This window comes from Solibacillus sp. iso_87 (assembly GCF_056173085.1).
On sequence record NZ_CM149656.1, the window covers coordinates 3749499 to 3765240 of the forward strand.

16 protein-coding genes are annotated in these 15742 nt (G+C 31.2%); all 16 read right to left on the reverse strand.

Annotation, left to right across the window (positions count from 1 at the left end; genetic code table 11):
- Positions 1 to 160: 160 nt before the first annotated feature.
- The gene (locus tag AC0VXV_RS19160; RefSeq protein ID WP_475529714.1) at positions 161 to 568 is read right to left on the reverse strand and encodes an N-acetyltransferase family protein; all 408 of its coding nucleotides are present in this window, start codon (positions 566 to 568) and stop codon (positions 161 to 163) included.
- A 107-nt stretch (positions 569 to 675) separates the two neighbouring features.
- Positions 676 to 1017, reverse strand: coding sequence for a DUF3147 family protein (locus AC0VXV_RS19165; RefSeq protein ID WP_475529715.1), 342 nt, complete (start codon positions 1015 to 1017; stop codon positions 676 to 678).
- A complete protein-coding gene (locus AC0VXV_RS19170) occupies positions 1018 to 1416 on the reverse strand; it encodes a MarR family winged helix-turn-helix transcriptional regulator (RefSeq protein WP_475529716.1) in 399 nt (132 codons plus the stop codon).
- 332 nt (positions 1417 to 1748) lie between these two features.
- Positions 1749 to 2009, reverse strand: a complete 261-nt coding sequence (locus AC0VXV_RS19175; RefSeq protein ID WP_475529717.1) for a hypothetical protein — start codon at positions 2007 to 2009, stop codon at positions 1749 to 1751.
- 128 nt (positions 2010 to 2137) lie between these two features.
- On the reverse strand, positions 2138 to 3259 hold the full coding sequence (locus AC0VXV_RS19180) for a DNA polymerase III subunit beta (protein ID WP_475529718.1): 1122 nt from the start codon (positions 3257 to 3259) through the stop codon (positions 2138 to 2140).
- A 98-nt stretch (positions 3260 to 3357) separates the two neighbouring features.
- Entirely contained in the window at positions 3358 to 3654 is a 297-nt protein-coding gene (locus AC0VXV_RS19185) for a single-stranded DNA-binding protein (RefSeq protein WP_475529719.1), read from the reverse strand.
- A 423-nt stretch (positions 3655 to 4077) separates the two neighbouring features.
- The gene (locus tag AC0VXV_RS19190; protein ID WP_475529720.1) at positions 4078 to 4218 is read right to left on the reverse strand and encodes a hypothetical protein; all 141 of its coding nucleotides are present in this window, start codon (positions 4216 to 4218) and stop codon (positions 4078 to 4080) included.
- Between the two features lie 747 nt (positions 4219 to 4965).
- Positions 4966 to 5493, reverse strand: coding sequence for a redoxin domain-containing protein (locus AC0VXV_RS19195; RefSeq protein WP_475529721.1), 528 nt, complete (start codon positions 5491 to 5493; stop codon positions 4966 to 4968).
- A 21-nt stretch (positions 5494 to 5514) separates the two neighbouring features.
- Positions 5515 to 6099 carry a MauE/DoxX family redox-associated membrane protein gene (locus AC0VXV_RS19200; RefSeq protein WP_475529722.1) on the reverse strand — a complete coding sequence of 195 codons (585 nt, stop codon included), beginning with the start codon at positions 6097 to 6099 and terminating at the stop codon, positions 5515 to 5517.
- The gene (locus AC0VXV_RS19205) at positions 6096 to 7907 is read right to left on the reverse strand and encodes an ABC transporter ATP-binding protein (RefSeq protein WP_475529723.1); all 1812 of its coding nucleotides are present in this window, start codon (positions 7905 to 7907) and stop codon (positions 6096 to 6098) included. Before AC0VXV_RS19205 ends, AC0VXV_RS19200 begins: the two co-directional genes overlap by 4 nt.
- On the reverse strand, positions 7897 to 8430 hold the full coding sequence (locus AC0VXV_RS19210) for a TlpA family protein disulfide reductase (RefSeq protein ID WP_475529724.1): 534 nt from the start codon (positions 8428 to 8430) through the stop codon (positions 7897 to 7899). The genes AC0VXV_RS19205 and AC0VXV_RS19210 overlap by 11 nt, the downstream gene beginning before the upstream one ends.
- Before the next feature lie 803 nt (positions 8431 to 9233).
- Positions 9234 to 10517, reverse strand: a complete 1284-nt coding sequence (gene murJ / locus AC0VXV_RS19215; protein WP_475529725.1) for a murein biosynthesis integral membrane protein MurJ — start codon at positions 10515 to 10517, stop codon at positions 9234 to 9236.
- Positions 10518 to 11077: 560 nt separating this feature from the next.
- The gene (locus tag AC0VXV_RS19220) at positions 11078 to 11896 is read right to left on the reverse strand and encodes a ribosomal-processing cysteine protease Prp (protein WP_475529726.1); all 819 of its coding nucleotides are present in this window, start codon (positions 11894 to 11896) and stop codon (positions 11078 to 11080) included.
- Positions 11893 to 13680: a ThiF family adenylyltransferase gene (locus AC0VXV_RS19225; RefSeq protein ID WP_475529727.1), complete on the reverse strand. Its 1788-nt coding sequence runs from the start codon at positions 13678 to 13680 to the stop codon at positions 11893 to 11895. The genes AC0VXV_RS19220 and AC0VXV_RS19225 overlap by 4 nt, the downstream gene beginning before the upstream one ends.
- On the reverse strand, positions 13664 to 14647 hold the full coding sequence (locus tag AC0VXV_RS19230) for a CBASS cGAMP synthase (protein ID WP_475529728.1): 984 nt from the start codon (positions 14645 to 14647) through the stop codon (positions 13664 to 13666). The genes AC0VXV_RS19225 and AC0VXV_RS19230 overlap by 17 nt, the downstream gene beginning before the upstream one ends.
- A gap of 21 nt (positions 14648 to 14668) precedes the next feature.
- Positions 14669 to 15649 (reverse strand): CBASS cGAMP-activated phospholipase, encoded by a 981-nt coding sequence (locus tag AC0VXV_RS19235; protein ID WP_475529729.1) that lies wholly within the window; start codon positions 15647 to 15649, stop codon positions 14669 to 14671.
- Positions 15650 to 15742: the final 93 nt, after the last annotated feature.

Below are 15742 nucleotides of genomic sequence, written 5' to 3' on the forward strand. Positions count from 1 at the left end.
TTAGTTATATACTAACATCCTTCTATTAGTCGCACATTTTTATTTCATATGGTTATGAAACAGGTATGAGTAAACCCACACTATATTGTTATCTCAAACTTTTGAAAAGTAACATGTAAAAAAGCATCTTTGGATATTCAACAGATGCTTTAACGATGCTTTATAAAGCTTTTCTTCTTTCCAATAACAGATTGTCTTTCCACTCCCCATCTAGTTGAGCAATCTTTTCGCGAATACCCACGATCCGAATGCCATTCTTTTTATGGAGTTTTAAACTAGCTACGTTTTCTTTAAAGATCTTGGATTCCAGTGTCCAGTATCCCTCTTTTTCAGAAGCTACAATCAAATGGTTTAGTAATAAATCCCCAATTCCCTTTCCCTTCGCATAAGACGCTATATAAATGCTAACTTCCCCCACACCTTTATACACATTTCGTTTAGAAACAGGGGATAATTTACACCAACCTAAAATTTGATTTTCCTCAGTTGCAACAAATGAACAACTTGAATTTGCTTCACCAAACCATTCATTATAAGATGCAGGTGCCTTCGATTCAAATTTAGCCATTTTTGTATCTATTCCTGCTTCCCCCTTTAACTGAACAACGCGATCTTCTTATTGAGGAATCGCGCCCAGATTGTGGAATAACAATGGCCTTCCCAGTATAGAATTTTTTACGAAATAAATGCTGCCATTATATATTTTTGAGCTACTAAAAATATTCCCCAAGCAACTACTCCTAGTGAAATTGCTAGCGTTAAATGAACAGATTGTTTCAAAGCGAAATAAATCACCAATAGCATTACCATTGTTGCTGGAAATCCTGCTAGAACCCCCAGTGTAAATTTGTTGATGTTTTGAGTAGTTTCCCCTTGAACCGTTAACCAAATGATACTTAATATGCTAATTAAAGGTAGGGCAGCTATAATGCCACCATAAACAGGATATCGTCTTGCCAATTCCGTTACGATACCAATAATGGCAGCCGAACTTATAATTTTTATTAGCAAATACATTTATTTTGATACCTCACTTAAAAGTCGAAATGCTTCAACAATCTTTTCTTTTTCATTAGTCGATAATCGGCTAAGTGCGACTTGCAATTTATTTTCATCTAATTCTGTATTCTTTTTTAATATTTCTGAACCTAATTCTGTTAAATGTAAATACACCTTTCGTTGATCTTCATCCGACCTCTCTTTATACAACCACCCATTACTCACTAATTTTTTCACATGTTCTGATGCTGTATTGTGTGAAATTGATAATTGCTCAGCAATGTCACGAATTACTACATATTGCTGTTTCTGAACCATTTGTAAAATGCGGACACTTTGATGCGAAATCACTTCTTCTTGTACGGGATGTAAATTGAAATAAATGTCAGTAAAGTATTTGTTTATATCTTGAATCACTATAATCACCTCAATTTTAAATCGATTAAAACGATTATATCGTAATATACGATATATTTACAACAATAAAATTGCCTTTCCCTAATGACCAATATTATTAATTAAAGCTTAATTCCATAACTGGTCCCTTACTTCATTAAATGGCCCGATTGTGGAATAAGAATATAACTTGCCTATCTACACAGGAATCTGATCAAAATTTTTTACAAATTATCAATCTTTATTTCAAAGCCACAAAAGGCGTGCCCGAATGAATTTAATCATTTGAGCTGCGCCTTTTTTGTTCTAAATATAGAATGATCCCTTAAAAAGAAAATAAATATTAATATCCCTTATAATGCTTTTAACACTTTTACCGCGCCATCATGAATTGTTACAAACAATGTAGCTAATCCATTAAAAGCAGTCGGCTCTATAACTTCCGATAAAAAGTCATTGTCTAAATCTACTGCATATAAGTGCTCCTTAGTCGTATCGTTGAACGATAAGAAATTACCTTTTTTACGTAAATGACGGAAGAAGAACGTCTTGTATTTATTATTTAGTCGCATTTCAAGTATTTCAATATTTGATGTAGTTGTCGTTGTTTTCATTATAAATTCCACCTTGTCATGTTTAATTCGCAAAAATAAAAGACACTCTTCCCTTAAATAGCTGTGCTACTAATGGAAAAGTGTCGTAAGAACCGTTTATTAATGCGGTTTAATTATATTGGTCAGTTTTAATTAGCTTTTGTACCCATCACAACCTGTTGTAACGAAGCGATTGTACTTACATATAGCTTTGGACCATCAAACGATAATATAATCGTTTCATTGCCCGTAGCAATAGCTTCTTTTAGGAATTGAGCATTTACATTAAATGTTTCAGGTAGTGTTCCGGCAGTAACCGTAACAGGTAATTCTGTACTGAACTCACCGCCTTGGTGTATACATTGAACTTGTAACCCGGTATCAGCTGCAGAAAAACGAATAACCTTTTTGATATCGTCTTTTTCTTTTGAAAAACTACTAAATAAATCAGTTAATTTTATAACACTCTTAAGTGATTTTAAGTCAACTTGTACTCTAAATGCAGTATCTGAAATAGTGAACAATGGGGCTACATTTGGATAAGCACCATCGATTAGCTTCATAAAAACCGTTACACTTTCTTGCTTAAGCACAAGAAAGCCATTTCCGATTTCCGATACAACTTCTTCATCACTAAATAATAGTAGTGCGTCTGCAAGCATTTTATTAGGCACAATAATTGATGGGATTTCCTCAGTTCTTAATTCGTAGTTGAACAATGCAGCGCGGCGACTATCTGTACCCGTCGCAATTACTCGCTCACCATTAGAAACGATTTGAATCCCTTTAAGCACTGGACGAGGAGCTTTATCTTTCGTTTCGCAGGCATATCCGACATTCATTAAAAGCTCTGAATAAAAGCTCTTTTTAACTACTGGAAGATAAGGAGTCAATTCGCACTTTGGTTTCTCGGTAAACACAGCATCAGACTTCAAATTAAGCTTCAAATTAACAGTTTTAGTATGAATACCAAGTGTATTATCTGCGACTGATAATACAACTTCGTCTTCAACTAAGTTACTTAATACGCTTAAAACACTGAAATCTAACAGCATTTGACCAGGTTGTTCAATTTCAAAAATAGTAACTAATTCCTCTTTTTCAACTATACTGTCTAGAACTGTTTTGGATGCAAATATTTCGTCATTACCCGCCTCTAAGATCAAATGATCCTCGGCTGCAGTAACTTTCAATACATCGTTTTTAGCATACTTTGATAATGAGCGAATTTCTTTAACAATAACTTCTTTGTTTTTTAATGTAATTTTCATAATAATATACTCTCCTATTTTAAAAACGAACAGGTCACCATTAGCGTGTCTGTTCGTTTTCTTTAAATTATTTATTTCAGATTATTTGTAGTTTGTAATTAACGATGGAAACAAAAATTTTCAACTTGCGGTGGAGGAGTATAACCGCCCTGCTTAGTTAATTGAGATTGATTCGTAGCAGAAGGATCTTCTGATTGTTGTTGCTGTTGAATAGTTGGTTCCTTCTTATCCAAGAAACGAACTTCTTCAGCTACAATATCATGACCGTAAACTGTTTTGCCTGTTTGATCTTGGTATGAATTCGACTTATAGCGGCCGCGAAATGAAATCAAGCTCCCTTTTTTTAGGTACTTTGCAGCGTTAACCGCATTGCCCTTCCAAAGCAGAAATTTCAAAGTATTAGAACTTTTTTTGTGTGAAATTTATAAAGCTTCTTCTATAATAAGATTGTTAGTTTCACACATAAATAATTTAATTTCATTTAAAATTTGAACACATTCATGTATTGTGCTAAATAAATATTATTCATACTAAAACAAATTTTAAAAATAAAAAAAGCCCATTAATTCTTATTTAAGATTAATGGGCTAACAAAGATTTCACATAAATATTCTTTTTAACATTCAGTTCCTTCTTTTTATGCTTTATAAAACATTAAATCACTAGAGACTTGCTAAATTTAATAAAGCTGTCTTTTGCTTAACCGGAAATTTGTGATAACATCTTAGGATAGATACCCTGAGAACTATTTAGTTTTAATTCTGTACTCTTTATACATTTTATAGATCTGTTCCGGATTACTTATTTCTATTTTATTTTCATACAATAAGTGATTTAACGAATTTTCTATCATACCCAACCATTCCTCTGAGAGAAATTGTAATTTTTGCACCGATTACTCCACCTAATATTCCTGCCAAACCTGAAATGGCCGTATTAATCCAGCTAAAATCATCCATAATAGTTCTCCCATATCTTTATAATAGTATTATTTTCATATAATTTAATATTACCATAGTGCCCTATATCTAGCATACCATTTAATTGGAAGACCTCTTTAACAAACTTACCCTACAAAATTTCTTCAATATACTCCCAATCAAAGCTTATTACCACACTTGTTTGATCTACAATAGGGCCATAATGTAGCTTTAGAATAAAGTTTGATCAAAAACAATCCACAGACCCATAATTTAAGCTAAATTAAAAGAGCCCGTTTTGAACAAAGTTTGTTCGAAACGGGTTAATTCTTTATGAAACAATGTGCAATTTTTATAAAAAAGTTTAATCATTTCCTATTGCTAATATTCCACAATCGCGCCCATTTAATTGAATAACGTTAAACTTCTATTAGCTGGTTTGCGGAAGAACATTCAAATATTTCTATAAGCCTATTTAAACCAATTGATTGATTCAACGATTACAAATAATAGTTGGATGACCATTATTTAAAACAATTTTCAGGCATACATTTTTAAGATAAAATTAAATAATTCACTAAAATTTGTATTTGAACGATGAATTTAATTAAAACTGTAAACTTTCCTAAATGCTTAGAAAAATTATTTAGACAAGAAGAATATTCCAGACTCCGTATCATATAAAAAATGAATTGCTATTTGATCAAAACTTTGCCATGGTTTTGGAGACACTGAAAACGAAATTAGTTGCCACTTTTATTCCATCAAAAAGAAAAATTAAAGAAATTAATTTAATCCTAAATCTTTTCTTAAATCATTTAATTCATCGTTTGAATATTTATTAATAATAATGCCGTTAGGGTCTATTATAATTATTGTAGGAACATCATATACATCATAATTTGCTATTATAGAATCCGAGCGAACTAAGGATGTATAATCGTTGTGGTAGTTTACATCAAACTCTTCAGATTCAGATGTAACTATAATCAGGCGCATTGGTACTGGTGAACTCGAAATAACATTATTTAATGTAATTAATGTTGTTTTACAAACATTACAAGTAGCCTTTGCAAAAAATAAGATTGTATTTCTTTGATTAAAGTCACTTAATTTTATAATTTCTCCGTTTTCAGTTAACTCTCTGAATAATGGAGCCTTAGCTCCTACGGTTACTAACTTTGTATTAGCTTTTTCTAATTTAAATCTATTTAAAAATTCGACAATAGATTTGGTTAATAAATATATAAATACGGTTTGTAGAATCATAAACACCCATAATAATATATTTGAATACATTAAACTGTTACTCATAGAATCAATTCCTTTTATTGTTTACAAATTTTTAAAAGATGAAATTATACGGGAGAAATTTTTTTTTATATTTGTGATTTCTTTAGCAATAAGTACCATAATAATGATTAGTAAAGAAATAAAAAAAGTTTCCCATGCTTTATATCCGAATACCATTAATGAATTATTTCTAAATAAAATAGCATCTAAAGAAAATAGTAATTCTTTATTAAATGCTACTTTAATACATATCAAGCTTAATAAAATGTTACGTGTGACAAGTATCCAAGATAGATTATGATTACCTAGGACGCCTCCACATCCACAAGAAATTTCATTCCGTCCACGTAAAAGATTAATGACAATTGCAATTGTGTATATCAGTAATATACAAGCTGCAAAAAAACCACCAAAAAACTGAAATAAACCCACTAAGAGTAAGAGCCCTACAACAAATTCTGCTGTAATATCTAACTTACCCATTACTCTCGACCAGTTGGTAGGTAAAACTTTATAATCTTCAATTATTCCGATATGTTTATCAAAGGTATTATATTTAGAAATGGAGCTACTTATAAAAATTATAGCTATACATATTCGTATAAATAAATCAAGTTCTGCAATCATACTAATACCTCATTTGTTTCTTTTTTAAAATCCTCATTGTTCCATTCGGTCTGATTCTTATACATGCTTGCATATAGTCCATTTAAACTCATTAATTCTTCATGATTACCTGTTTCAACAACAGTCCCTTTATCTAAAACAAATATACGATCTGCTAACTTTGTTGAAGCCATTCTGTGGGAAATAAAAATAGTTGTTCTACCCCTAGAGATTTCATAAAATTTCTTAAATATATCAATCTCCGTAAGCGGATCTAACGAGGCTGTGGGTTCGTCTAATATTAAAATTTCACTATCTTTAAATATGGCCCTTGATATCGCTATTTTCTGCCATTGACCACCGGATAAATCTACTCCATCACCTAAAAAACGGCCTAATAAAGTATCATATCCATTTTCCAATTTAGAAATAAATTCATGTGCTTCTGCTAATTTCGAAGTATGTTCAATTTGGTTTTTATCGTTCATATTATCAGGGGAACTTATTCCTATATTTTCTTTAACGGTGAAATTATACTTAATAAAATCTTGAAAAATAACTGTTATTTTATTATATAATTGTTCACTTTTCACATATTCTATATCTGTATCATCGTAGTATATTCGCCCTTTAGTCGGTGAAAACAAACCTGTAAGACATTTTATCAGTGTAGTTTTTCCTGACCCATTCTCTCCTACTATTGCAATTTTCTCACCAGGTTTAATACTAAATGAAACATCTTTTATTATTTCATTTTCGTTATTAGGATAACTAAATGAAACGTTTTCAAATTTAATTCCTTCAACTAATTTAGTAGGTAAAGATAAATTTTTTTCATTACAGCTCTCCTTGATAATCGAATCTATAAAATCATAATAATCATTTATATATAGAGATTTTTCATAAATATTAGCAAGGTGAACCGCAATGTTATTTATAGATTGTTGAGTTTTTTGAACAGCATCTCCAATAACAACAAAATCCCCAATTTGAATTTTAGTTTTTTGAATTAGCCAGATGATTATCATAGCTGCTCCTCCATAAAACAATGCAGAAACGCCATCTAGAGTGATATATGATGTATGTTCTTTCTTTGCTAATGCTAAGTTTGCTTTATTATTTATTTGAAATTTTTCAGACCATCGATTAAGTAAATACGCTTGTAACCTAAAAGTACGAACTTCCTTGGCGGCCTCACGTATTTTTAATAGACCTGAAAGGTAATTAGCTTCACGTGCTTCGGGAGTAAGATTATATTGCATCCAAAACCTTGTATTACCAAATTTAGCATGAATAATAAACATTGGAATAGCTACTATTATGCTAAATAAAACTAACGACCAATGTATACTTAAAAGAAATACTAACATAGAGAAAAAGGTTATTAATGTTTTTAAAATTTGTAAAATTGACTTAAATGGTGCTAAGAAATTATTCCCGCTTCCCTCTATTCTTGAAAGATGGTTATAAAATTTATGATCCTCAAAATAAGCTAAAGGGACAGTAGCAGACTTCTGCAAAATAATTAACTTTAGTTTATAATCAAGCTGGATTTCAAACTTCTTATCTATGTATTCTTGGATATTCTGTAAAATAGCACTGATAAGAGCTACTACTAATTGTAGTGATAACAAAAAAATTGGAGTAGAGAAGGAAAGACTCGGTTCCTGTATTGTTTGTGCTACAGAATTAACTAATTCTTTAATTATGTAAAGTGTTATAGCAGGAATAAATCCTAAAATTATACTTGTAAAAATCGAAAAGAAAATCCAGTATTTACCTATACTTGTTATAAACAGAAACGCTTTTTTTAAATTTTTATAATTCATTACTTTCCCCCTGAATTTTAACCTTTTCCAACATATAATAATCTAGTTTCTTTATTAAACTGGTAACTAGAGAAATTTCACCTTCTTGGTCAATTACCATAAATGTAGGATTTTGTTTAATATTCATTTTTTCAATAAATTCACTGGAATAAGGAAGGAAATTCACTAAATCCTTATACATATCTATAAAGTTTCTACTTTTTTTATTATCATCAGTAGGCATAAGAACAATGTGAATTTCCGCCTTATATACTTTATTATCCACTAGTAATTGCTCTATTGCAGCATGACAACTCGAGCAGGTTGGTGAAGCAAATTGAATAATTACATTTTTCGGGGGGATAACCCAATTACTAGGTCCTAAAGTATGTATACTCTCACCAACTAAGGGATGATTATTTTTTAAATCTAATTTAATTTCTGGTGGCAAGTAAGAAATTTCATTATTAAGAACTCTATATTGTTTAAAAGTAAAAGCTAACATAGTTATAAAAACTATAAATAACAGAATAATTATATCCATTTCATACACATCCTCAAATATCTTAAGGCTTAATTTAATTTACGCTACAAAAAAAACACTCATATAACCCAAATTTTATAAATGAAATTAACAGGTTTTATGAGTGTTTTTTAGGATAAGCAGTTTCAATTGAAGATAAATAGAACTTATGTATACCTTATTATCGAAAATGCTTTATAAATCTAAAAGGAAAAGACAACTTAACAGCAATCTATCCAAGACTTACTACCATCGCGACAAATAGCGTATTTAGAGTGCCTAACTCGATCTTGGAAAAAACAAATACTCCAGTTTAATTCACAAGTATAACCACAAAATGTATCTGCTTGTGGTTGAACAATACCTAAACTAGCCATGAAACCTTTTAACATCTTATTTTCACCTCCTCAATTACCAGTATATCCATATTATACTATATAATGGTAATGAATTGTAAAAATAATTGTATTTTTTTATACTATTTTAAAAATTGGCGTAAAAAAGCTTAATCCATTCTAAAATTTAAATTTCTCTACCTAAAGAAATTTGATTAGTATCTAGAAATTAAATAGAATAAAATACAGATTTATATGTCGTTTCATTATTAAATCAATCGATTAAAGGTAAAGAGACTGTGAATATTTCTGAGCCCCGTACGAAGAAATAACTTTAGCAGATTTACAAGAGCTGACTCCGGCACGTTACCGAAATCTTCGTAGCGTTAGAAACAACTACAACTTTAATAAACTATCTACAAAAAGGTTTAGCATTATAAATCGAATTTTTTTACACCTTTAACTTTTTATTTCTAAAAGTTAGCAAATTTAAAATTTCCATCTAATCCTCGCATAAATAACGAGCATTACGAAGTTTGCCGTAGCGCTAATAACTGTACCATAAGCAATCGATGTCGCACCATATGATTCTATCATCAAATAAATAACTCCTATATTAATTCCTAAAACGCTAATTATACTAAATATTACCGGTACTATCGAATTGCCCTTTGCATAATAGAACCGCGTTATATATGTATTTGCTGCGAGAAAAAACATTGAAAGTGAGAATGCACGAAATATCGGTACCGTTAGTAATACCGACTCCCTTGTAAATTTCTCACTTTCGAAAATAAGACTTACGATGGGTTCTGCTAAGAAATAAGCGACTACCGTTGCAGGAAAGAGTAATCCGGCTAGGTAAAGCATTCCTTTTTTATAGAGTAAACGAATAGTCTCCGTGTCTCCCTCTTCCTCTTTTTTACTTAGTAGGGGATAAATCACTGTTGTCACTGCGGTCATCAAGATTGCTTGTGGAAGGCCAGTCGTTTTTGAAGCTATATTTACCGCAGTAGTTACTCCTTCTTCAAACTGACCAGATACAATTCTATGAATGAGAATATAGAATTGTAAGGAAGCTCCTCCGAATAATATCGGCAAAGCTATCACCCATAACTTTTTAATATCATTAGACATACCAAAAGAGGGTATAAACGAGTAGTTTTTCGATTTTTGAAGACCCGCAAAAAGAAACCCTCCCATTAACAATGCACCAAACAATGCACCAATACCATAAGATTCAGGTCCGAAACTACTGGTTAATAAAACAGCTAATCCGAGAAATCCTGCATTATAAAGAAAAACTGCTACACTCGACAAATAGTATTTACCATTTACATTAAGCAATCCACTCATCCATGTCGCTAGGACCAGAAAGAGTGATGAAGGCATCATCCAAAGATATAGATTACGTACCAATGCAAACTCTTCAGCACTCGGGCTGTTGAAGAATAATCTCAAAGTTGGTTCTGTAAAAATAATTAGTATTACAGTTATCGAAACTGCTGTGACAAGAACGGTTGCAAGCGACTTACGAACATACAAATCTTTATCTAATTTAGTTGAATGATAAACAGATATGAATGCCGTCGTCAATCCACCACCAACAACTAAATAAACGAAATTCGGAATTGCATATGCTGTTGCAATGGCATCGGCTGTAGCCGTTGCACCATATTGATTGGTTATTATTATCTCCCTATAATATCCAAGTAACCTAGCCAATATATTAATAACTGCTATGGACCCTATAATTTTTAGCATCTTACTCATAAATCCACCTTGACCTTTCCCTAAAACAAAAGAAATAAAGAATATTACAATTTAAAGTAGAACAATTAATATAAATATACCTCCAATTACCATTACCCTCAATAAAAATACTTTATTTACCTATTATATCATTTAATGGAGTATATTTTTTCCTGTCTTTTTATAAACATTCCTAAACTGAACTGCATCATAATTGATAAACACATCTAATTAATATCATACAAAGGAATTTCTCTATGTGTTTTACTGCTGCTTAAGGAGTCTTCCTAAATCGCTGTTTGGAACATTTGAAGCAACGTCAAGTTTTGGGACACATTCTGCCTAAATTTCTTCTTGAAACAACACCTTGAATGGATTGTCTACAGTCCTCCAGTAGCAAATAACTTATTTGCTATTAACTACTTATCTACATATCTACATTTAGCTAATTCTATTGTGGTTCCGGGAGATAAAGATGAATGCAAACGATATTTATCAGCTCTACCGTATTGCTATAAAATTGATTTTAATCTATGTAAAAAAAGCAGGAGTCCTTTTAAGACTCCCGCCACCAACGACATTTACAAGTTTATTTTAATCTCTAACTGAACATGCTTTTCTAGCCCTTTACTCTGCATTTCTTGTATTAACATTATTATTTGCACTTCCATGGCATCTAATAAAGTTTTTACTTTTACATCTACATGTTCACTCTCTGGAATAATATATCTTATAAACGCAGTTTCTTTTTCAAAAATATAATTTTTTACATCTGTAAGGTGATGTATAGAATTGATTGTACCTAAAAAAGTTTGTGCAAAAGCAGCATTATAAATATCGTAGCCGTTTGGTGCAAAATTCAAATAACCACCTGCTTGAAAACCATAAATCTGTCCATTTTGATTTTTATAAAAAATAATATGCAAACCGCTCTCTACGTTTATTCTTTCTAATACATCTATATGTTTCTTTCCTTTACTATGAGTAGCAACGTAGGGACTAACCCGCCCTATAATCACCATAAATAGAAAATCAATTTCCATACGAGAATGTTTTAACATATTTTCAATTAACTTTTTATCGTCCCTAGAAGGCATTGGAATGTCTTCAGGGTGTGTATGCCACTCTCCTAAGTAAATTCGTTCTCCATTAGATTCTTTCCACGCTTTTTCTACAATTTTTTGGGCTTTCTTAACACTTCTTTCGAAATAATATTTCCCCGATTTATCTTCATTTGACGGTTCTGAAATTTGGTCAATAATAATCAGATTGTTATAAATCTTCCCTAATAAGATTCCACCAGATTCATGTTGCTTTTTCTCAATTTGCTTATATCTTTCAAAAAGTGACACTACTTCTGATGTAAATACAACAGATTTATCGCCATATTTAAATATCATATGAACTTTCTACTTTCTTCTTCATTTTTTAAAGAAATGATTCTTGTTGAAAAATCATTTGCTCCAACCCAACGAGGCTCTAAATATCTAGCATTTTTTCGTTGCTCTTTTAAATTCCCTAACCAAGTAAACGCAATATTATTTCTTATGTCTTTTTCCCATTGCTGACAAATAAATAACACTACATCTGTTGTGAATTTTTTCAATTCCAAAACTCCGTACGGAACAAACGAAGTACTACAGCCTAATTCTCTCTTAGTATATTGATTGCTATCTCTAAGAACCTGATATTTATATTTCCCTTGATAAAAAAGTTGATTAATATTTATTGGATTAATGGAATCTACCCATAGAGCATGTCCTGCTGCTAAATATGGTTCTACCCATACATTTAATATTGGCGGAGTAATTGTACCCTTTAGTTGCATTTCATTCAGACGCTGCTCAACCGGTGTATTACTATTAGCAGAAATTATAAAGTCATATGAATTTAAACCCTCTGGATATAAAGTTAAAAATCTTAAAACATCTTCATTACAAACATGTATTTGACTTGTTGGATAATGACCACGTAATTGATTCTTCAAAGCAGACGCCTTTTTAATCCCTACATTCGTAGCACCGCAAACATGACGATTAATATTTTCAAAACTTAAAGTGTCGGGATCTATTAGAAGAACATGCTCGATTCCGATATCAAATAATCCTTGGACTAAATGACTCCCAACAGAACCACAACCTATAACAGCAACTTTCTTATCAATATTAGACAAGTTACCGTCTCCACCTCTTACCTTTAACCTTCTAGATCTAATATCTTCAACATAATACTTATTTATTTCTTGATTGGAGAAATCCCGTATTAACTCAACCTTGCTATTACGTGTCTTTTTTCTAAAACCTTTAAGACTTTTTTGTCTCCTTTTTTTTCCTTTGTATACAGAAGTATTTTCTTTAAATAGTTCGTCATGTTCCCAAATCCCCCACATATAATCACCGTTTTTTTCAATAGAAAACAATACTTTAGACGGTCTTGGTCTTTGATTTAGATATTCAAAAAATCTTTCTATATCAAGTGATTGTTCAGCCTTCAATAATTTATAAATATCTTTATTTGACTTTGGGAATGGGTATGGTACAGCTTTTTGTAGTGGTATATACAAAACTTCTACTATATCTTCTTCTTTATAATCTGCTCCAATATTTTGAATCCAAGTAATTGCTTCTGATTTTCTGTCAGCAAAAAGACCTCTTCTCTTCTGTGTTTTCAATTCACATGATAATAAATACACTGTTTTTATATCATTTGCTGGCTCCACTAATGAAAGATATATGCCATTACCACTTTCTTGAAGCCAGTATGCGTCAAATTCTTCTATGAAATCGTGAGTATTTTTTTTAGAAATACCATTTGTTATAACCTCTATTGCTCTGTTTAATGTAGCATCTAAAAGCCCCTGTGGATTTTTGGGATTAGGACTTGCTTCAACATTATCAAATAAGCATAGTGTTTTAGAATTATCTAAATGTGGAATAGGAAAGATTTTTTTAAAAGTTTGTTCGTCTAATTTAACTTTTGGGAACGTATCTGGAAAATTAAATGGAATGTTAACAATTAAGCCAATTGTTAATATTTCTAGAGGGATTGCAATAGCCAAGGTTACAGGATATTTATCTATGTTTTCAGAAACTAGAATTCTTGCATCATATTGTTGTTGAAGATAATCTATCGCAATATCCCTTTGGCTTGCATAAATGGCTTTTAAATCATGAAGATCGCCCATAATTTCCCAGCACAGGTGGTTCCGACGTTTGTAAAGCATAACCTCTATCCATTTTATTTTCTCCCTTTAGTGATGTGTATTTTGGGAATCTATCTCCAAATACTTTTATCCAAGTTTCTGACGCCTTTTCTTTGTCTTCTTCCTCTAAAGCCTTCTGACCGTTTGTAATTAATGAAGACAATTTAGTCATAAATTTTGTTTTTGCAGATTCCGACCAATCACCCAATAATTCTTCATTTGGAAATACGGGTCTCTCTAAAGTAAAACTATCTTCTAAAGTTTCATAGATTACCTTTGCAACTGCAATGAATGCAGAATCATCATCTTCTTCATAACCTTCGACATAATTATTAACAGCAAGAATGGTAAAAACCATTCCACTTGGGAATATATCTCCATTAGCCTTAAAATCTTTCCACGCCTTGAAATAACGAACAATTCGTTTCAATTGATCGCTCTTGTCTTGTACTTCATCTCTAAACCAATTTGTTAACTCTTTCGGATCACTATCAACCCATCCCTTCGACTTATGTGCTAATTTAGGGTGATCCATATCCTTATGTTTAATATAAATCGGTAAATCTATATGATAATCATCTTTATAAATTACACGTATGCATGTATTTTTATCTGCAGGTGGTGTTGAAGTACGGTTTTCTACCGCTTTTTTTACCCAACTATGCACGGTACTTGTCGTTGGCCAATCTTCTTCATTTGTATCTGATAAATGCATTAGGTAAACACCACTATCAATATCATACTCACCCTCAATAGGCTTAATGATTGTATTCATCATATACGAGCCTTGTCCCCAAAATTTAGGTTTCTTTACTTTAAGTATTTCATCAAAGTATTTTTGAATATCTTTACCAATTGAATTTCTCGATGTACGTAAAGATTTCTTCTTTTTTGAACTGAGTTTAATTTCATCATTAAATTTTAAAAATAAATCATTACAATTCGCCATTCTTTACCATCCCCTATATATTTATTCAAAAAAAACTTTTATTTTATCACTTTCGATCCATTTAGCACTTGCTTCATGTCCTTTATTGATTAATAGATTAATTGATTTTTCTCCTGCTTTATCTAAATCAACTAATTTACTTTCCCTTTTCTCTAAAGGCTCACTTTCAATCCTCACATAATGCCCATTTAATGTACTATTTAGATACTCTATATGGTAATGAGTAGAAACAGACTGTAAATCCATCATTAATGAAATTAATTTTACATTCCATTGAAACAAAGATCTCCTTTGTACTCGTAACTTTTTTTCAAAAGAAAAGTTTTGGTGTAAGGTGGAAACAGACAACAAACTATACTTTTTAAACGGCCGGTCATTTTTATTAATAAAAAATTTATATGCTTCCTGTATACCATGTAATGATGGATTGTTTGCAAAAATTCCACCATCTGCAAACTGGTTATCATGTCCCATTGATTTTATTTCTTGAATAGGAAAGTAGGTAGGTGCTGCAGTTGTTGCTAGAGCGACATCTACTAATGTATGTTTATCATCACGAGTAAGCCCCTCACTATGATTGTTTTTAATAATACATGGCATCCCTGTAGTTATATTTGCAGTTGGAATCAATATATTTGTTTCACATTCACCTACTGTTTTTTTTCCAAATACAGATTCTAATGCTTCTTTTAAATTATCTTCTCTATATTTAGAGCGTAACAATCCTTGTTTTAACTTGTGTAAAAAATATAATATTCCATTAGTATATGGAAAAATTTTTTCACCTTTAATTTGATACAATTTAACGATTTCTTTAGCAGGAATTCCTGCTGCAAGTGCTAATGCAATGATACCTCCAGTTGAAGTGCCACAGATTAAATTAAAATGATTACTTAACTTGCCATATTTTTCTTCAAAATCCGCTAAAATTACTGCTGAATATAAACCTTTTATGCCACCCCCATCAATTGATAAAATTTTAAAATTCTCTTCATTAGTCAAAATATCAACACCCTTTATTTGGAACATATATAATTATCTAGTATACTACATAATTATTACTAAACAATACAAAAGAACAAACGTTCCGTCGAT